Annotated in this window: 18 protein-coding genes and 1 pseudogene; 4 read left to right on the plus strand and 15 right to left on the minus strand. The window is 34.2% G+C overall.

What is annotated here, in order from left to right; genetic code table 11:
• Positions 1–241 precede the first annotated feature (241 nt).
• Entirely contained in the window at positions 242–1,339 is a 1,098-nt protein-coding gene (gene pepQ, locus ACIQ7L_RS08505; RefSeq protein WP_400568192.1) for a Xaa-Pro dipeptidase, read from the plus strand.
• Positions 1,340–1,419: 80 nt separating this feature from the next.
• On the plus strand, positions 1,420–2,253 hold the full coding sequence (locus ACIQ7L_RS08510; protein ID WP_400568194.1) for a DUF2785 domain-containing protein: 834 nt from the start codon (positions 1,420–1,422) through the stop codon (positions 2,251–2,253).
• A 12-nt stretch (positions 2,254–2,265) separates the two neighbouring features.
• On the opposite strand, the gene ACIQ7L_RS08515 is transcribed toward ACIQ7L_RS08510, so the two are convergent.
• The 13 genes from ACIQ7L_RS08515 to ACIQ7L_RS08575 form a co-directional block, all read right to left on the minus strand.
• Positions 2,266–2,472 (minus strand): hypothetical protein, encoded by a 207-nt coding sequence (locus ACIQ7L_RS08515; RefSeq protein ID WP_097898411.1) that lies wholly within the window; start codon positions 2,470–2,472, stop codon positions 2,266–2,268.
• A gap of 373 nt (positions 2,473–2,845) precedes the next feature.
• A complete protein-coding gene (locus ACIQ7L_RS08520) occupies positions 2,846–3,967 on the minus strand; it encodes a ClyA family alpha-helical pore-forming toxin (RefSeq protein WP_400568196.1) in 1,122 nt (373 codons plus the stop codon).
• Between the two features lie 271 nt (positions 3,968–4,238).
• Entirely contained in the window at positions 4,239–5,366 is a 1,128-nt protein-coding gene (gene hblA, locus ACIQ7L_RS08525; protein ID WP_400568198.1) for a hemolysin BL binding component B, read from the minus strand.
• 31 nt (positions 5,367–5,397) lie between these two features.
• Positions 5,398–6,627 (minus strand): hemolysin BL lytic component L1, encoded by a 1,230-nt coding sequence (gene hblD / locus ACIQ7L_RS08530; protein WP_400568200.1) that lies wholly within the window; start codon positions 6,625–6,627, stop codon positions 5,398–5,400.
• Positions 6,628–6,698: 71 nt separating this feature from the next.
• Positions 6,699–8,018, minus strand: a complete 1,320-nt coding sequence (gene hblC, locus ACIQ7L_RS08535; RefSeq protein ID WP_400568202.1) for a hemolysin BL lytic component L2 — start codon at positions 8,016–8,018, stop codon at positions 6,699–6,701.
• 1,161 nt (positions 8,019–9,179) lie between these two features.
• On the minus strand, positions 9,180–10,319 hold the full coding sequence (locus ACIQ7L_RS08540) for a ClyA family alpha-helical pore-forming toxin (protein ID WP_400568203.1): 1,140 nt from the start codon (positions 10,317–10,319) through the stop codon (positions 9,180–9,182).
• Positions 10,320–11,378: 1,059 nt separating this feature from the next.
• Complete coding sequence (locus ACIQ7L_RS08545; protein ID WP_400568205.1) at positions 11,379–11,723, minus strand: DUF6176 family protein; 345 nt, start codon at positions 11,721–11,723, stop codon at positions 11,379–11,381.
• Between the two features lie 3 nt (positions 11,724–11,726).
• Positions 11,727–12,521, minus strand: coding sequence for a GNAT family N-acetyltransferase (locus tag ACIQ7L_RS08550; RefSeq protein WP_400568207.1), 795 nt, complete (start codon positions 12,519–12,521; stop codon positions 11,727–11,729).
• The gene (locus tag ACIQ7L_RS08555; RefSeq protein WP_097898419.1) at positions 12,518–12,850 is read right to left on the minus strand and encodes a cupin domain-containing protein; all 333 of its coding nucleotides are present in this window, start codon (positions 12,848–12,850) and stop codon (positions 12,518–12,520) included. The genes ACIQ7L_RS08550 and ACIQ7L_RS08555 overlap by 4 nt, the downstream gene beginning before the upstream one ends.
• 27 nt (positions 12,851–12,877) lie before the next feature.
• Complete coding sequence (locus tag ACIQ7L_RS08560) at positions 12,878–13,090, minus strand: phosphodiesterase (RefSeq protein ID WP_400568210.1); 213 nt, start codon at positions 13,088–13,090, stop codon at positions 12,878–12,880.
• Between the two features lie 75 nt (positions 13,091–13,165).
• Entirely contained in the window at positions 13,166–13,597 is a 432-nt protein-coding gene (locus ACIQ7L_RS08565; protein WP_400568212.1) for a hypothetical protein, read from the minus strand.
• Positions 13,598–13,748: 151 nt separating this feature from the next.
• Positions 13,749–14,882, minus strand: coding sequence for an alanine dehydrogenase (ald, locus tag ACIQ7L_RS08570; RefSeq protein ID WP_400568214.1), 1,134 nt, complete (start codon positions 14,880–14,882; stop codon positions 13,749–13,751).
• A 207-nt stretch (positions 14,883–15,089) separates the two neighbouring features.
• The gene (locus ACIQ7L_RS08575; RefSeq protein ID WP_400568216.1) at positions 15,090–15,887 is read right to left on the minus strand and encodes an SDR family oxidoreductase; all 798 of its coding nucleotides are present in this window, start codon (positions 15,885–15,887) and stop codon (positions 15,090–15,092) included.
• 147 nt (positions 15,888–16,034) lie between these two features.
• On the opposite strand from ACIQ7L_RS08575, the gene ACIQ7L_RS08580 reads away from it, so the two are divergent.
• Positions 16,035–16,493 (plus strand): universal stress protein, encoded by a 459-nt coding sequence (locus tag ACIQ7L_RS08580; protein WP_097899299.1) that lies wholly within the window; start codon positions 16,035–16,037, stop codon positions 16,491–16,493.
• A gap of 56 nt (positions 16,494–16,549) precedes the next feature.
• Here ACIQ7L_RS08580 and ACIQ7L_RS08585 read toward each other — a convergent pair whose 3' ends face one another.
• On the minus strand, positions 16,550–17,206 hold the full coding sequence (locus ACIQ7L_RS08585; protein WP_400568218.1) for a hypothetical protein: 657 nt from the start codon (positions 17,204–17,206) through the stop codon (positions 16,550–16,552).
• Positions 17,207–17,286: 80 nt separating this feature from the next.
• Positions 17,287–17,811: pseudogene (locus ACIQ7L_RS08590) on the minus strand (hypothetical protein).
• A 109-nt stretch (positions 17,812–17,920) separates the two neighbouring features.
• Between ACIQ7L_RS08590 and ACIQ7L_RS08595 the strand changes: the two are divergent.
• Positions 17,921–18,103: a ProA domain protein gene (locus ACIQ7L_RS08595; protein ID WP_400568220.1), complete on the plus strand. Its 183-nt coding sequence runs from the start codon at positions 17,921–17,923 to the stop codon at positions 18,101–18,103.
• The last annotated feature ends 46 nt before the right edge of the window (positions 18,104–18,149 follow it).

Consider the following 18,149-nt stretch of genomic DNA (forward strand, 5'->3'; position numbering starts at 1 on the left):
GAATTTAAAGAAGATGACTCCTGTTGAATACAGAAATCATCTGCTTGATGTTGCATAACTTTTTTCAAAATGTCCTTTACAAAGGGTACAGATTAGAGTGTAGGTTACTTTTTATTCTGCATAGCAGGGATGTAGATGTCGAAAAATTAAAATGGATTTATATAACATCGATTTACTTGTCATAACTCTTTCATCCGATGTAAAGTTATATATGTAACTGAAATCCTGGAGGTGCAAATCTATGAATACTAGATTAGAAAATTTAATGCAATGGCTACAAGAACAAAACGTGGAGGCTGCATTTTTAACTTCTACACCGAACGTCTTCTACATGACGAACTTCCATTGTGAACCACACGAAAGACTACTCGGTCTATTTGTATTCCAAGAAAAAGAACCCATTTTAATCTGTCCTAAAATGGAAGAAGGTCAAGCTCGAAATGCTGGCTGGGCACATGAAATCATTGGGTTTACTGACACTGATAAACCATGGGATATGATCGCGAAAGCACTTAAAGACCGCGGTATTAGTATAAATACAATTGCAATTGAAAAAGAACATTTAAATGTAGAACGCTATGAAGCATTAACAAAATTATTCCCAAAAGCATCTTTCAAATCTGCGGAAGAAAAAGTACGCGAACTTCGTCTAATTAAAGACGAAAAAGAACTTTCAATCTTACGTCAAGCGGCTTACATGGCTGACTATGCTGTTGAAATTGGTGTAAATGCAATCAAGGAAGATCGCAGCGAATTAGAAGTGTTAGCAATCATCGAACATGAAATGAAGAAAAAAGGCATACATAAAATGTCCTTTGACACAATGGTATTAACAGGTGCAAACTCTGCCTTACCGCACGGTGTACCAGGCGGAAACAAAATGAAGCGCGGTGACTTTGTATTATTTGACTTAGGCGTAATCATTGATGGTTACTGCTCTGACATTACACGTACAGTAGCATTCGGCGACATTTCCGAAGAACAAACACGCATTTATAACACTGTACTAGCAGGTCAATTACAAGCAATTGAATCATGTAAACCAGGTGTTACACTTGGCGAAATCGACCGCGCTGCTCGCTCTGTCATCGCAGACGCAGGCTACGGAGAATTCTTCCCGCACCGCCTTGGTCATGGACTTGGAATTAGCGTACACGAATATCCAGATGTAAAAGAAGGCAACCACTCTCCATTAAAAGAAGGTATGGTCTTCACAATCGAACCAGGTATTTACGTACCAAATGTAGGTGGCGTTCGTATCGAAGATGATGTTTATATCACAAAAGACGGATCAGAAATTTTAACGAAATTCCCGAAAGAATTACAGTTTGTGAAGTAAGAAAAAGGTAGCGATTATGCTACCTTTCCACCCTTAAATAACTGAATTTTCTTTCTTATCTTTTTAAAAGGAGGCATACTATGAAACAACTTCAAAAACAATTAGAAGAACTAAAAGCTAATCATTACACTATAGATTCCACGATAGATATCAATGATTTAAATTTAAAAATGCTCCAACATATCGGTACACCCGATGGCTATTTACGAGACACCTTAATCTTCACAACCTTTTGGCACCTCATCACAAAAGACCATGTTTCGCATAAGCAATTACAACGATTATTATCCCAAAGTATAAGCGAACAATATTTATTTTATAAAGTCACTACAGATGATACGGATGCTGTATTCACTCGATCATTTACAACACTATTAATTGCATTAATCATAAACTCTGATACAAAACATAATTTCTTATCAGAATCTGACATATTAGAAGTAAAAGATAAATTAATTTTATACATGAAGCAAGAACATGATTTCCGTGGGTATGTTGATGATCAGGGGTGGGCTCATAGCATCGCTCATGTCTCGGATGCATTCGATGAACTTGTTAAAAATCCAAAACTTGAAACCTCATATTATCCAGAAATACTACTAACTCTATTAGAAAAAGTAAGTGTACATACAATCCGTTACAATTATGAAGAAGAGGAACGAATAATCACTCCTATCATCGCCATGTTAAAAAATGGGTTAAGTGAAAAAGAACTGATTGTATCCTTACGTTCTTTAGTACATCAAATGCAAGTTCAAAAAACAGAGTTATCTATCATACCGTATGAAACGTTATACAGAAATATAAAATCATTTTTACGAAGCTTATTCTTTCGATTACGAACAAATTCTATATGCAAAGAAACAGAAATTGAGATTGAAAACTTATTTAAAAATTTTCGTCAATACAAGTAAAAAGAAGGTCTCTCAAAAAGTACCTTCTTTCATCTCACTAATATTGAGTTGAAACTTCACAATCCAAACCGAGAAAAGGTGTACAAAAATCGCAATGGCCATACATGCACCGCTCAAAAAAGTTAAAATCGGGTGCGAGTATGAATGCCCTAAACAATAAGATACTCCAATAAAAAACATTGTTATGTATATATAGATTGCTCCATGTATTTGCTTCATATTTGCCCCCTTTTTCATCATATTATAACATAAATTTTCTAACTATTCTTATTTGTCTATTTTAATCGATATTTCTCAACTGTTACACCTCTTACAGCTGCTTATATATGGTGCCCCTTGTAACTTGATTTAATCGTTTTTCTTTCCGATATAAACCGCGGCTCTGATTAATTACAACGTGGAATAACCACGGTATTAATGCTCTAACAGTATTTCTCCCATAAGTAAAAGATCCTTATACCCCATATAAGAAGCGAAGTCTTCATCAGACTCCGCTTTTTTCATGTACCACAAATCACAAAATATTTTAACATAGCAGAAACTTAAGTTTGCCATGTTTATTGAAAAGCTTTTAAAAAGAACCGATATTTCCTTATTTTTGTGGAGATACCACCTTTAATTCTTTGACTCCTTCTTTTAATGTGATTGCACCTGTCGCCAATCTTTTCCAACTAACTTGAGCTGAATCCAAGTTAGGTTTTAAGAATTTAAATTTCTCTTGATCAGCTTTTTCAGATGCCTTCTCAATATGCCCCAGTACTCCCGAATATTGAGAATCTAAATCATGCCATTGTGCAGACAAATAAGTAAGAGCATTAATAGCTTTATCAATCGCACTATGCATCTCACTAATATTATTAAATGCAACTCCAACTACACGATTTAGTGTTAGTTTATAATCTACAGTCTGACGTAATTGTGTTAATTGCGGCTCTAACCAGCCTAACTTACCTCTTGCATCACCTATCATTATACCACCAGAAATCATTACGGGAATAAATCCAGTTTTTACCATTATCCATCCTTTAGATTCTATGTCTCTCTGATAGTTTATATCCGCTAAAACTTCATTTAGACGTTTTTGATCGGCTTCAACATCAGCTCCTTGGCTTTTTAAAATCGATTGCAAGAGATCTTTATCGCTTCCAAATTCTCTAATATCTTGTCCAATATCGTCTTTTAACTTAGTTAATTCTTGGATTAATTTTTGTGCATACTCTTGGTTTTGTTGAATTTCACCGCGTAAATCTGTGATCCCTTTTTTTAAAGTATCTCCATTCCCTGTATTAATCGCCTCTATTAATATTTTATAATGATTTTCAAATTTTGTATCGTATTCAATAATGCTGGTCACTGTGTCTACAAGCTGTTTTTTTCCTTGTGTATCCCATTTAACAGCATGTTCTCTAGCATTCTTTTGATCTTGTACAATTTTACCAGGTAAATCTGCATACCCATTAATATTAATTCCTTCAAAACTCACATCTGGATTATTAATTAACAAATAAGAATAGTCATTCATGGATTTTGCAAATACCGCAGCATCTTGCAAGGCTTTTTCCATTTGTTCTTCATTTGCTGAAAGAGATATATCCCCATTGTTAGTTTGTTCAATTTCACTTGCAAAAGCTGTTACTGGTGTAACTACATTAGCTGTTGTAATAGTTAAAAACGTCGATACAGCTAGTAGTTTGTAAGGGATTTTTTTCATCATTTCATCTTCCTCCTATGTAGGTTTTGATTATAAGTTCTATTCTTCTTTAAAAGTGAAATTAGTTCGGTATCTTTATGAATATCATTCCAATTTTGTTTAGCAGCCTTAAAATCATCAAATATTAAAGAGAATTTATAGTGAAAGGCGAAGTCTTGAATCGAACTTCGCCTTTTCGGTATATAAGGGATTATTAATTTTTGTATAACTATTTAATAATGTAATCCTAGGTTCTTTATGTTTTAGGGAACTTTGCAATAGAACCGATATTTCCCTATTGTTGTGGAGTAATAGGTTCCACTTTTAATTCTTTGATCCCTTCTTTTAATGTGAGTGCATCTGTGTGTAATGTTTTCCAACTGTCTTTAGCTGCATTCAAGTTAGGTTTTAAGAATTTAAATTTATTTTGATCAGCTTTTTGAGCTGCAGTATCAATATGCCCTAGTACTCCTGAATATTGAGAATCTAAATCATGCCATTGCGTGGACATATAAGTAAGAGAATTAATAGCATCATCAAGCGCCTTATGCATCTCGCTAATACTAGTATGTGCAACTCCAACTACACGATTTAATGTTACTTTATAATCTACAGTCTTACGTAATTCTGCTAATGTAGGCTCTAACTTGGATAAATTACCTTGTGCTGCAAGTACTATTGCACCACCAATTAACGGTAGGCCCAAAATGGCACCCTTCATTACATTAAATCCATCAGATTCTAATTGTTTATAATAGTTTACTGATCCTAAAACTTCCTCTAGACGCTTTTGATCGGCTTCAACATCAGCACCTTGGTTTTTTAAAATCGACTGCAACTGATCTTTATTGCTGCCAAATTCTCTAACATCTTGTCCGATAGCGTCTCTTAATTTAGTTAATTCTTCTATTAACTTTTGTGCAACCTTTTGGTTTTGTTGAACTTCAGTTCGTAAATCTGTAATCCCTTCTTTTAAAGTAGCTCCATCCCCTGTATTAATCGCCTCTACTATTGTGTCGTAATAATTATCAAATGTTGTATCGTATTCAACAATGCCTGTCAATGTATCTAAAAGCTGTTTTTTTACTTGCGTATCCCATGTAACAGCATGTGCTCTAGCATTCTTTTGATCTTGTACAATTTTACCAGGTAACTCTGGATACCCATTAATAGTAATTCCTTCAAAATTTACATCTGGATTCTTAATTAACATATAAGAATAGGCATTCATAGATTTTGCAAATAACCCAGCCTTTTGTAAAGTTTCTTTCATCTTCTGTTCATTTGCTGAAAGAGATGTATCTCCATTGTTAGTTTGTTCAATTTCACTTGCATAAGTTGCTACTGGTGAGACTACAGAAGTTGTTGTCAAAGTTAAAAATGTCGATACAGCGAGTAGTTTGTAAGGGATTTTATTTAGCATTTCATATTCCTCCTATGATAGATTTTGATTTTTAGTTCTTTGCTTCTTGTGTAAAAGCGATGTCTTTCGAAATGAATTCTGCATCTTTATGAATATCACTCCAACTTTGTTTAGCAGCTTTTAAATCATCAAGTATTAAAGAGAATTTATGTTCTTGCATAGAGTCGATATTATCATGTAAATCTGTATAATTCGCCCCCATTTTATTCCATTGTTGTTGGATACTTGTTAGAGACAGTATCGCTTGATCCACTGTTTGATACAGATCTGTCAAAGTTGCTTTCGCGTTAGTAAGCGAAATAACTGCTTGGCTAGCAAGATCGGCTTTCGTACCTAATTCTCCGATTTTTTTAGAAATTTCATTATAGGAGTCCATATGTTTAGACGCCGCGACACCAGATGCTGTTCCTAAACCAATACCAGCTGCACCGAGAGCTGCAAGGCCACCAACAACAAGTGGTGTTGCTGTACCGCCAGTCACAACAATTACTACCGCTCCTGCAATGGCTCCAGCAACTAAAATGAGTGCTCCCAATCCACCACCAATTGACCATGCTAATACATTGTTAAAATGCTCTGTCTGAGTAGAACGTAGCTTCTCAATTTCAGCTTGAAGTTGTGGAATCAGGGCATTATTTCCCGCTAATAATGCTGTTAATCCACCTTGCCCATCTGGGCCACCAACATTATTTTTAAACCCTATAGAATTGTCATACAGTTTTGCTTTGAAGTCTTGTAACATCTTAATTACTTCTGTAACTTCTTTGGAATTTGTATTAATTGTAGTGATTAAATCATTTAGGCCCTCTTTTAATTCTGCTTTATCTTTCTTTTGTACAGCAGCCTCCAATATATCGTAATAATTTTTAAATTGTACATCGTAATTTACAATATTACGTGCTGTTTTTTGAATTTGTGGCTTCGCTGTATCTAACCAATAATTCGCATTGATTCGAGACAGTTCCTGATTAAGGTGAATCTCTTTGAGTAACTTTTCTCCTTCTGAACCTAAATCAAGATTGGATAAATTTACATTCGGTTGTTTAATCATTGTTTTTGCGTACAAATCCATTACAAGAATATTAGATCCTGTTGCAGCTAATGCTTTCTTCAGCCCTTCAGGCCCTAATTCATAATTCCCTACTTTTTGTTCTTGAGCGGTTTGTTCCTGGGCAAATACATGAATAGTGTTACCGTTAGTAGCAGTTATAAATGTTGCTAGAGTGGCTACAGCTAACACTTTAAATGGAAGTTTTTTCATAACTATTCTCCTTCTCAGTTTTTTGATAGATTCTTATAATCTTTATATTATTTTTCATTAAATTCACAATATTAAAACTTATTAACCTGCTCTTCAAGATAACTTGTTACATTTTTTAATTGTCTTAATGTATCTTTTTGAGACTGTTGGTCAGTTGTATCAACATTAGTAGATAATTTTGTAATATTATTTTTGATTAGATTCAAATCTTCTTTATAGCGTTTTAGTAGGTCAAGTTCTACATCTACTTGATTTGCAAATGTATGTAAATCATTTTGCATAATAAGAAGCATTGATTTTTGTAAATCTGCTACTGTTAGGTTCTTTGTTAAATCATATAATTTTTGGTTTTGTGTCTCTAAATCATCTAAATGTGCTCGTTGCTCTGCTGTTAGTCGATTTACTTCAGCGAAGGTACCATATGTTTTTTTGATTTTTTCAGGGTCAATAACTTTCGTAAGGTCATACTCTTTTGTCTTTGTAACTGCAGCTGCAGCTATTTCAGCTTGTTTGCTTTTCTCAATTGCTTCACGAGCTTCTTTTTTGGCAGCTTCAATCTCTAAAGCAGATTTACCCTTTTCTTTCGCTTCGTCCGCTACTTTTTTCTCTGCTTCTAAAATAGACTTGTCAATTTCTTTTCCTTTGTTATACGCTGCTACCGCTGTTTGAGCAGCCGGATCAATGATATCTTTTGAAAGACTATAGATTTCTTGGAATATCTTAAATCCTTGTTCATTTAAAGCGCCTGGTAACAATGCTATTTGTTGTAAATCATTTTGAATTGATTTTTGGGTATTTTGTAATTCATTTTTTAGTTGGTCTATTTTCCCTGTTCCATCTGAACTTAGTACACCCTGTGCTTTTGTCACATCAGTATCGAGATCTTTAAGTTTTGTATCAAGCTGTAATTTAAGATCTGTTAATTCATTAATCTGACGTTGTACGTTTTCTTGGTTTGTCGTAGCTTTATCTTGAAGAACTTCAAGTCTATCCAAGAACCCTTCTTTATCTTCTTTATTGTCTACAAACTGTTTTAATGTTGGGTAATAGCTATTAAATTGAGTTACAAATCCTTTACTTTTTGAATTTAATAGAATTAATTTTGGATAAAGTTCTGATGACCATTCGTTCATATCTTGTTTGATTAAGGATTGATTCGTATTTAAAGATGGAACTTCCGCTAGTTGTACATTAGGACTCATTAAAGCTTTATCTATATATGTTTGGATTAATTTAGATTGTGCACCTAATTTTCGTAATGATGGGGAAATATCCGTGTTATCCTGTTGCGTTTCTGCCTGAACGATTGGCGCTGCGAGAGTATTGATAGGAATAGCTGCCCCAGTAACAATTGATGTTATTAAAAATCCTGTAAGTATTTTATTTTTCATTCCGTACACCTCTTCACTATTGTTTTTTTACAATCTCATTTATACATCTTGACCGATTTATCGCTTTGTTATTTCCTTGCGCAATTTAGAAAGGAGAATTCTTTCGGATAGAGTGTTAAATCAAGAAACTCTCGTTATTATCTACTTTCATAGAATGTAAGGACCTTACTTCCCCCTCATTTAAACACTATGTTTTTTATAAGTAAACAATAAAATCCTATCGTTTTCGTTTGATAATTCAGATATTTATTATTCACATTAGGAAAAACATTATATCTAAAAAATTAAATACCACGAATCACTTCACTAAGTGAAATAGTTATAATCTGATAATTAAGCATAAAATGTAATGGTTTTCATCGATCTATATGAATCGCTTGCTAAAAAATGTTTTTAATATAATTTAATAGTACCTTGCATATCGATTTACTTTATTTGGGAAATGTAAAATTGCATATCAATATGGTCATACCAGCGATAAAGAACTCATAAAATTATTATCTATAAATAGTAATTATATTTTCCATAAACATTGCTGGGAGAAAGTTTTTTATACAGGGAATAAGATGAGATATGCTAAAAATATTTCTAAATGTATAAAACCAGATACACCTGAAGAATACAAAGCGAGAAACAAAGATAACTATATAGTAGATATAACTCTTGAAGAATATAAAATGAAAAGTAATAAAGAGTGGAATTTGATCCCTCATTAACGGGTAGCAAGACCCCACCTTAAGATTGAGGGGGAAGCAAAGAAGATAGGTGAGGGATCAAGTATTATGAAATGAAGTATATACATCCATTTTCATTTTTCGACATCTAACTCCCTGCTATACAGAATAAAAAGTAACCTACACTCGTTTGCTCTTTCTGTTTTTACTTCGCGTGTGGCAGAAAAAGGCCCTAACCGCTTCTATGCACGGCCAGATACTCTCTCCCACCTAAAAAGAGGGGTTTTTTATGTCGGTTTTTTAATTGATGCATATATAGATGAACAGGTTCTGTTGCAAAGTTTTTGAAACTTACATAAAAGTGAAAGGCGAAGTCTTGAATCAGACTCCGCCTTTTCGGTGTATAAGGAATTGTTAAATGACTATTTAACGATGTAATCCTAGATTTTCTATGTTTTAGACAATTTTGTAACAGAATCGATATTCCCTATTGTTGTGGAGTAACAGGTTCCACTTTTAATTCTTTTATTCCTTCTTTTAATGTGGACGCATCTGTTTTAAATGTTTTCCATCTATCCTTAGCTGCATCCAAGTTAGGTTTTAAGAATTTAAATTTGTTTTGATCATCTTTTTCAGATGTATTCTCAATATGCCCCAGTACCGCTGTATATTGAGAATCTAAATTATTCCATTGCGTGGACATATAAGTAAGGGCATTAATAGCTCCGTCAATCGCATTATACATCTCACTAATATTATTATATGTAACACCAACTACACGATTTAATGTTACTTTATGATCTACAGGCTGATTTACTTTTTCTAATAATGGTGCTACTAACGGCTGTAACTCTTTTAATTGATCTTCTGCTACAATTACTATTATACCACCAATCAACGGTAGGCCCAAAACGGTACCCTTCATTACATTGAATCCATCAGATTTTAATTTGTTATAACGATTTATTTTCGCTAAAATTTCATCTAGGCGCTTTTGATCCTCTTCAATCTCAGCGTCCTGCTTTTTTAAAATCGACTGCAAGAAATCTTTATGTTCTCCAAATGATTTAACATCTTGTCCAATATTGTTTTTTAACGTAGTTAATTCTTGTATTAATTTTTGTGTATTCTTTTGGTTTTGTTGAATTTCAGCACGTAAATCTGTAATCCCTTCTTTTAAAGTATCTCCATCCCCTTCATTAATTGCCTCTACTAACGCATCGTAATAATTGTCAAATTGTGTATCGTATTCAACGATGCCTGTCAATGTATTTAAAAGCTGTCTTTTTACTTGTGTATCCCATTTAGCAGCATGCTCTCTTGCGTTCTTTTGATCTTGTACAATTTGATTAGGTAAATTTGGAGACTCTTTCATATCAATTCTTTCAAAATTCACATCTGGATTATTAATTAACATATAAGAATATCCATTCATAGATTTTGCAAATACCCCAGCATCTTGCAAAGCCTTTTTCATCTGTTCTTCATTTGCTGAAAGAGACATATCCCCATTGTTAGTTTGTTCAATTTCACTTGCAAAAGCTGTTACTGGTGTAACTACATTAGCTGTTGTAATAGTTAAAAACGTCGATACAGCGAGTAGTTTGTAAGGGATTTTTTTTATCATTTCATCTTCCTCCATAGGTTGTGATTTTAAGTTCTATATTCCTAGATCTTCAACGAACTACTGTTGGTTTCTCTCCTTGCAGGCACTTGAAGAAGGAGAGTTCTTTCTGATAGAGTGTTAAAAACTCTCGTTATTATTTGTTGCCATAGAATGTAAGGTCCTTACGCCCCCATTTAAACACTATGTTTTTTATAAGTAAACAATAAAATTCTATTGTTTTTAATTCGATAATTCAGATATTTTATATTCGCATTATAAAAATATTATATTTAAAAAATTAAATACCACTAACCACTTCACTAAGTGAAATAATTATACTCTGATAATTAAATATAAAATGTAATGATTTTCATTGATTTCTATTAATCTCTTACAAAAAAATATTTTTAATATAATTTAATGATGCTTCGTATACTATTTTACTTTATTTGGATATGTAAAATTACATACAAATATATATAAATCCATTTTAATTTTTCGGCATCTAAATTCCCTGCTATGCAGAATAAAACGTAACTTACACTCGTTTGCTCTTTCTGTTTTTACTTCGCATGTGGCAGAAAAAAGCCCTGACCGCTTCTATGCATGGCCAGATGCTCTCTCCCACCTAAAAAGAGGGGGGGATGTCGTTTTTTTAATTGATATATATAGTCATACCAATCATAAATAACCCATAATATATGCTAAAAATATTGCTAAACGTACACAAACAGAGTAGTTGTCTTTTTACTTGTTTCGCACACAAAAAGAGGGTCTTGGTTTCTTCTTTTCATACTTGAACAGGCTTCAAATTAAATTCTTTTCACAAAAAAAAGCCCATCTATATAAATCCATCTTAATTTTTCGACATCTAAATCCCTACTATGCAGAATAAAAAGTAACCTACACTCGTTTGCTCTTTCTGTTTTTACTCCGCATGTGGCAGAAAAAGGCTCTGACCGCTTCTATGCATGGCCAGATGCTCTCTCCCACCTAAAAGGAGGGGGGGATGTCGTTTTTTAATTGATGTATATATATTTTGATGCACTTTTATCCATACATACAAAGAATACTATTCTATTATTTCATCGCTTCTTTGACAGCATCTTGAATCATAACAACCTCTATTTTCATATCTACAGCCGGTTCCTTCTCATCCATACATTCATACCAAAACTCTAAATGCTTTTTATCAATTTCATGCTGAGAATTTTCGACTTCTATCCCGCCTTCTCCTTGGACAGAGTACCAATATAAGTATTCTTCTCCATCTCTTATTTCCCGGAAAATTGTCTCTACATACATTTTTTCGTCGTTTAATGTTAATAATACGTCTTTCATATGATCATTGAGTAGCTTCATCCATTCATCAACGCGGTGGCTTTTTCCTTGTTTCACCTTGAATCTTGTTAATTCTACATTCATCTTTTATTCTCCCATCTTCTTACGTACATATAAAACGTATTCCTCTGGATAATCAAAACCTAGTTTCCTCGCTAGCTTTTGAGAAGAAATATTATCTATATTACAATCCCAACATGGCGTAATATGATGTTGGATACAGTGGTCTATGAAATACGTTGCAATTAACCGAGCTAATCCTTTTCCTTGATGGTCTAGATGCGTTGCGATGTCAATTTCGGCAAAACCATTCCCTCTAAAAATTGACACACATTCTGCAACCACCTTTTGATCTTGTACAATACAAAATCCAAAACCATCGTTCAAAAACGCTTCTTTTGATCCCCAATACTCTTTATAATATTGCTCCGTAAATTCGGTACTTTTTTCAATTATATTTTTATCAATCCGCTTAATCTCGTATGTAAAATCATCTAATTCTCTCTTTCTATCTTCAAAAATACCCCTCTGAAATTGAAATGTTTTTCGTGGGATTTTCTTCAAAGAATCCTTGAAATGATTTTCAATAACCATCTCCCACTCTTTACTAGAAGTAAAGAGTGTAAACCGTTTCTCCTTTGTTAAAACGTCTTTTTTAATATACGAAAGCAAAGTATGTTGAAATTCCTGATTGTGAGCATCTCCAAATAGATAGTAAATGCCATTAACAGTCGCAATTAACCCTGCTGTTGATCTTTCATTTACAACAATCTCACCCTCTATGATTCGGTCACATACTGCATAAGCAAAAGTAGATGCCTGTTTGTTCGCTTCTAAAACTGGAAGAATCATATGATATTTTGCTAAGGCTATCTTCTTCATACATTCTCCACAATAACCGTATCTGCCTCTAAGTTTTCAAAACAAAGATTCACAGTTCGCTGTAAAGCCCTTGTTCGGTGAATTGTACCTGCTGGAATTAAAATAGAATCGTTCGGTTTTAGTACAGCTGTATCCTTATCTTGAAAATCAATCAGTAATTCTCCTTCGAGTACCATAAATAATTCATCCGAATTGGAGTGAAAGTGCCAATCATATTCACCCGTAAACACCGCAATCCGTAAACAATGGTTATTCACATTTGATACAACAAAATTTTTGTGCTGCTCTGTAATATCTTTTGTGAGTTCTAATAAATTTACCTTTTCCATCTTTATTCCCATCCCCTAATCCATTTACTACTTCCCCCAAAACCATCCAATTGCAATGACAATCGCACAGATCCAAAAACCCATTTCTCCGAAATCAAACGTCTTTTTCTTCTTTCTTACTTTTTTCACTTCTTCTTTTAACTCTTGTACAGTTTGTTCTAAGCTAACAATCGCTTCTTTCATCTCGTTCAGTTCACTTTTCTCCTGTACGTTTTCCTCTGCTTCTTTTGCTAAATTCATTGCTGTACGCCCTCTCTGTAATCGTCTGCATCGTTCTGAATAGTGAAATATTTCAAGATGATTTTTTACCCAACTCTAGTCTCCGCCACCGCCGCCATCACTTGAACTACTACAATCACTATCACTGTAATCTATCATTCCACTTGATGAACTGGAAGCATAAGAAGATTGCCTTTTTCTTTGCTCTTTTCGTCTCTTTTCCCACTCCTCTTTCCTTTCATGTTTTGGCCATATTTTATAAAAGGCCAGACCATATATACATACTGTTATAATCATAAAAATGGAGATTAAAGTATTTTTAAGAAACCTTGGCTGTATATCTAACAAGATAAATCCGCCAATGGAAAAAACACAAATAATAACATAAATAACGATAGCCGTAGAACGAAATGTATTAAATCCGTGAAAGGCACCATCTTGTTGCAGCGTTATATTCGTTTGTTGCTTTTGAAATGTTTCATATTTCTGCGATCTGTTTTTCTTTTTCTTATTACTTTTTCTTCCCAAATTGCTCCCCTCTCTTGCTTTAAATCCTCTTTTATACAATTCAAACCTATCATAGGGTAGATAATTTAAACAAGAAGAAAATTCCATTTTTGAGAATTTTAAAATAAAAAAAGACCCTCCTTATACAAAGAGGGTCTCAAAATCATTTCTATTATGATAAAGCAGGAGCTTTTTCAAGAAGCTCTTTCGCGTCAGCATATTGTAAACCATGCGCTTCTGCAACTGCTTCAAATGTTACATAGCCGTCTAATGTATTAATACCTTTTAATAATGCAGAGTTGCTTAGGCAAGCTTGTTTGTAGCCTTTGTTTGCAATTTGTACTGCATATGGTACTGTTACGTTTGTTAATGCAAGAGTTGATGTACGTGGAACCGCACCTGGCATGTTCGCAACTGCATAATGAACAATGCCGTGTTTTTCATAAGTTGGGTTATCATGAGTTGTAATGCGGTCAGTTGTTTCGAAAATACCACCTTGGTCAATCGCGATATCTACTACAACAGAACCTGGTTCCATTGATTTAATCATTTCTTCTGTTACAAGTTTTGGCGCTTTTGCACCTGGAATTAATACTGCGCCGATTACAAGATCAGATTCTTTTACAGCTTCTGCAATGTTGTAAGGGTTAGACATTAACGTTTTTACTTGGTTACCGAAAATGTCATCTAATTGACGAAGACGTTCTGCACTTAAGTCGATGATTGTTACGTCAGCACCTAAACCTACTGCGATTTTCGCTGCATTTGTACCAGCTTGACCACCGCCGACAATTGTTACTTTGCCGCGTTTTACCCCTGGGACGCCTGCAAGTAAAATACCTTTGCCGCCTTTTGTTTTTTCAAGGAATTGTGCACCGATTTGTGCAGACATACGACCAGCTACTTCACTCATAGGTGCAAGTAGTGGTAAAGAACGATTGTCTAATTGTACTGTTTCATACGCAATTGATACTACTTTCTTTTCAATTAATGCTTTTGTTAATTCTGGTTCTGGAGCTAAGTGTAAGTATGTGAATAAAATTAAACCTTCACGGAAATAACCATATTCACTTTCTACTGGCTCTTTTACCTTCATAACCATATCTTGATTCCATGCTTCTTCAGCAGTTTCAACAAGTTTTGCACCAGCTTGTACGTATTCTTCATCTGTAAAGCCTGATCCTAAACCTGCACCCTTTTGAACAAAAACTTCATGACCATTGTGCACTAGATGTACAGCACCGGCTGGCGTCATTGCCACACGGTTTTCATTGTTTTTAATTTCTGTTGGAATACCGATACGCATTATTAATTCCCCCTTGAGTTATGAAATGACCCCTGAATCATTTTTTAAGCGCTTTCTACGCTCTTATATTCTAACATAATATCTCAATATTTGACAAAAAAATAATACGAGTTTTCCGATAGATTTTCCCCCGCATTAATGCCTGACTGATGAGGGCTAACCATAAATAGAGAATGAAACTCACCACTTATGGAAGTTTCACTTTATCTATTTTTGTCGATATCTATGAATAACGTCAACCGCTCCTGTTACTTCAATAATTGTACCCGTAATCATATCGGAATCTTCTTCGCATAAAAACGAGATTGTTCGAGCAATATCTTCACCTGTTCCCGATCTACCAATTGGTGTTCTGTTATCTTTTCTCGTACGTGCCTCTTGAATCGTCGCCTCTTTCATTTCACCAATAATATCTCCTGGACAAACCATATTCGCTGTAATACCATATTCCGCTTCTTCATAAGCAACTGTTTTCGTTAACGAAACAAGTCCTACTTTTGCCGCAGCGAATGCAGAGCGATAAATCCAACCAGGTGCACTATCAGCCCCTTGGAATCCATAGTTGATAATGCGGCCAAAGTGTTGCTCCCTCATAATGGGAACGACAAGTTTTAATAAGTGAAATACCGCTGTTAAGTTTCCTTGTATCATTTCATTCCATTCGTCTTCTTCATAATCCACTAACTTTTTTCGTTCAAATACATAGGGACCCGCATTATTAATTAAAAAATCAATTTTGCCAAAACGATGAATTGCTTCTTCTACTATTTTATGTAAATCTTCTTTTTTCGTGACATCCGCTTGCACGAACTGCAGATGTTCTTCTATATGTTTATACTTTTCTTTCATTATTGCTACAGCATTCATATCGCTATGATATGTTACTGTTACTGAATATCCTTTAGCCAATAATTTCTCTGTTACTTGCTTCCCTAAACCTTTCGTACCGGCCGTAATGAGCGCGTGTCTCACAAACATGCCTCCTTTTAAATTGCTATAATTCATATGTAACAATTTCTTGCTACAATTACAACTAAAAAGAATTGAAACAGACTTTTCAAAATTCTGTAACGTTTTTGACAAGCACATTACCATAATTTGTTTTATAATAAAGTTGTAAAGGGTTATAAAAATGATTGGGAGGAATTTACTATGAATAATACATATACAAATATTTTAATTGCAGTGGATGGTTCCAAAGAAGCTGAAAAAGCCTTTAAAAAAGCAATTCAAGTTGCAAAACGTAACAATGCTACATTAACAATCGCTCATATCGTTGATGTAAAAGCATACTCTGCAGTAGAGGCATATAGCCGTGCAATTGCTGAGCGTGCAAATCTATTTGCAGAAGACTTATTAGAAGACTACAAAAAGGTTGCAACTGAAGCTGGTCTTGAAAAAATAGAAACTGTATTAGAATTTGGTAATCCAAAATCTAAAATCTCAAAAGAAATTGCTCCAACACATAAAGTAGATTTAATTATGTGCGGTGCAACTGGTTTAAACGCCGTAGAACGTTTCTTAATCGGTAGCGTCTCTGAACATATTATTCGCTATGCGAAATGCGATGTCCTTGTTGTTCGTGGTGATGAAGAGCACGGTGAGCTTTAATTCATAAAAATAAATAGGGTAGGTAAGAGGAAATCTCTTACCTACCCTATTTTTATTTATACTTTAGGAATTCGATAATCCGGATTATGCTGCTCCCAACCACCTTGTGTATCTACACTAGAATCTCCATCACCATCTATCCATATTGTTCTACCATCAGGTAAAGTTCTTTCATGGGGTGTTACATGATGAGTATTCGGATTTTCCTCCGTTGTATACTCTGCATCAGTTGCTTGTGCTATACTATCACTTTCTACCCCTTCTGCAATTCCATCTGCACCATCAATTATATCAATAACTCCAACTGAGAAGACGCCTACAGCTGCAACTTTCGCTAATTCTTTTCCTGCTTCTATTGCTTTATCAGTATCTCCCTCTCGTATCGCTTGTACAGTTTCAACTCCCTTTTCTGAAACATGTACAATCCCTTTTCCAATTGTCGTTGCCGTATCTTGGACTGTTCCAATTATCTCTTTATATCCTCGCTTCGCTTGCTGTTTATCGTCAGTAATAAGCCCACCTATAGCATCATACGTCCCATCAGCAATATTCCCAACGATTTCCCCAGTTTTAACAGTAGCTTTATTAACCCCTTTTCCAACATCCTTTATGAAATTACTATTCGTAACTTCTCCTACCGCTTCTATCGCACCGCCAACTACTTCAGCTGTAACTTTCGCTACCGCTCTAGTTGCTAATTTAATTAAACTCATACCGCATCCCCTTTAATTAATATTATTATATAACATTATTAAAATAATAATTATATAGTTTCAGCATATATAACTACAACTTATTTCACATACTTCAGTACAAATACAAGACAAGCCACAACAACAATGACAACCGTAAACACATAAGGAGGAAGGAATTTTAAAGACCACTTTTGTTCCCCAAGTTTCTTTATATCTTCTTCTATTTTCTTACTCTCTTGTTCTCTCGCTTCTTCTTCAATCGGCTCTTCCTCTTCTCCTCACTTTTCTTTCATATAAGGAAGAAAGTGCATGAAAAAATAGCATGCAAATACCATTGCCCCAAATCCAATATTTAATCTTTCTAACGGAATATGCTCACTTAGAAAAGCAGCTACAATCACTAAAGAAAAATAATACATTATCATCCAAAATGAACGTTTTCTCTTTTTCCGTTCTATTTCTTTTTTATCTTGTACATTCTTTTTTTTCGAAAGCCATACCGAAATACAGCAATCTAGTACAAATAAAATAAAGATAAATATCGCAACATGTACTGTTTCTACATTCTCAAATGAAAATATTGCTGGGAATGCAACGTGTAATACAATTAGTGTGTACAAAATAAATACGTCTCATTTTCCATTCCTTTCTTAATTTCCTAACATTAGGTCAACATACATTTTTTAGAAATAGACGGACAAAATATATGTGTTTAGAAAAGGAGGAGTCTTTATGGAAGATCATGAACGTATCATATTAGATGTTAATGAAAAAGAAATTGAAATGCTTGATACGATTTGCTCACATTTCAAAGAAAAACATGGCGTTGAACTAAGTCACGGCGCACTACTTCGCGACTTAATGGATATCGAATATATTCGTATTACCGAAGGGCAGCATAAGTATGAAGAATAAAAAAGTGTATTAAGGACGCACTGTTCCCAACATTACAAAATGAAGC

Origin of the sequence: Bacillus sp. NPDC094106, assembly GCF_044764345.1 — a bacterium.
Lineage (GTDB): Bacteria > Bacillota > Bacilli > Bacillales > Bacillaceae_G > Bacillus_A.

Excerpts from the sequence above, each read along its gene's own strand:
- pepQ (WP_400568192.1), top strand. The coding sequence starts at position 242 with ATGAATACTAGATTAGAAAATTTAATGCAATGGCTACAAGAACAAAAC.
- ACIQ7L_RS08510 (WP_400568194.1), top strand. The coding sequence starts at position 1,420 with ATGAAACAACTTCAAAAACAATTAGAAGAACTAAAAGCTAATCATTAC.
- ACIQ7L_RS08515 (WP_097898411.1), bottom strand. The coding sequence starts at position 2,472 with ATGAAGCAAATACATGGAGCAATCTATATATACATAACAATGTTTTTT.
- ACIQ7L_RS08520 (WP_400568196.1), bottom strand. The coding sequence starts at position 3,967 with ATGATGAAAAAAATCCCTTACAAACTACTAGCTGTATCGACGTTTTTA.
- hblA (WP_400568198.1), bottom strand. The coding sequence starts at position 5,366 with ATGCTAAATAAAATCCCTTACAAACTACTCGCTGTATCGACATTTTTA.
- hblD (WP_400568200.1), bottom strand. The coding sequence starts at position 6,627 with ATGAAAAAACTTCCATTTAAAGTGTTAGCTGTAGCCACTCTAGCAACA.
- hblC (WP_400568202.1), bottom strand. The coding sequence starts at position 8,018 with ATGAAAAATAAAATACTTACAGGATTTTTAATAACATCAATTGTTACT.
- ACIQ7L_RS08540 (WP_400568203.1), bottom strand. The coding sequence starts at position 10,319 with ATGATAAAAAAAATCCCTTACAAACTACTCGCTGTATCGACGTTTTTA.
- ACIQ7L_RS08545 (WP_400568205.1), bottom strand. The coding sequence starts at position 11,723 with ATGAATGTAGAATTAACAAGATTCAAGGTGAAACAAGGAAAAAGCCAC.
- ACIQ7L_RS08550 (WP_400568207.1), bottom strand. The coding sequence starts at position 12,521 with ATGAAGAAGATAGCCTTAGCAAAATATCATATGATTCTTCCAGTTTTA.
- ACIQ7L_RS08555 (WP_097898419.1), bottom strand. The coding sequence starts at position 12,850 with ATGGAAAAGGTAAATTTATTAGAACTCACAAAAGATATTACAGAGCAG.
- ACIQ7L_RS08560 (WP_400568210.1), bottom strand. The coding sequence starts at position 13,090 with ATGAATTTAGCAAAAGAAGCAGAGGAAAACGTACAGGAGAAAAGTGAA.
- ald (WP_400568214.1), bottom strand. The coding sequence starts at position 14,882 with ATGCGTATCGGTATTCCAACAGAAATTAAAAACAATGAAAACCGTGTG.
- ACIQ7L_RS08575 (WP_400568216.1), bottom strand. The coding sequence starts at position 15,887 with ATGAATTATAGCAATTTAAAAGGAGGCATGTTTGTGAGACACGCGCTC.
- ACIQ7L_RS08580 (WP_097899299.1), top strand. The coding sequence starts at position 16,035 with ATGAATAATACATATACAAATATTTTAATTGCAGTGGATGGTTCCAAA.
- ACIQ7L_RS08585 (WP_400568218.1), bottom strand. The coding sequence starts at position 17,206 with ATGAGTTTAATTAAATTAGCAACTAGAGCGGTAGCGAAAGTTACAGCT.
- ACIQ7L_RS08595 (WP_400568220.1), top strand. The coding sequence starts at position 17,921 with ATGGAAGATCATGAACGTATCATATTAGATGTTAATGAAAAAGAAATT.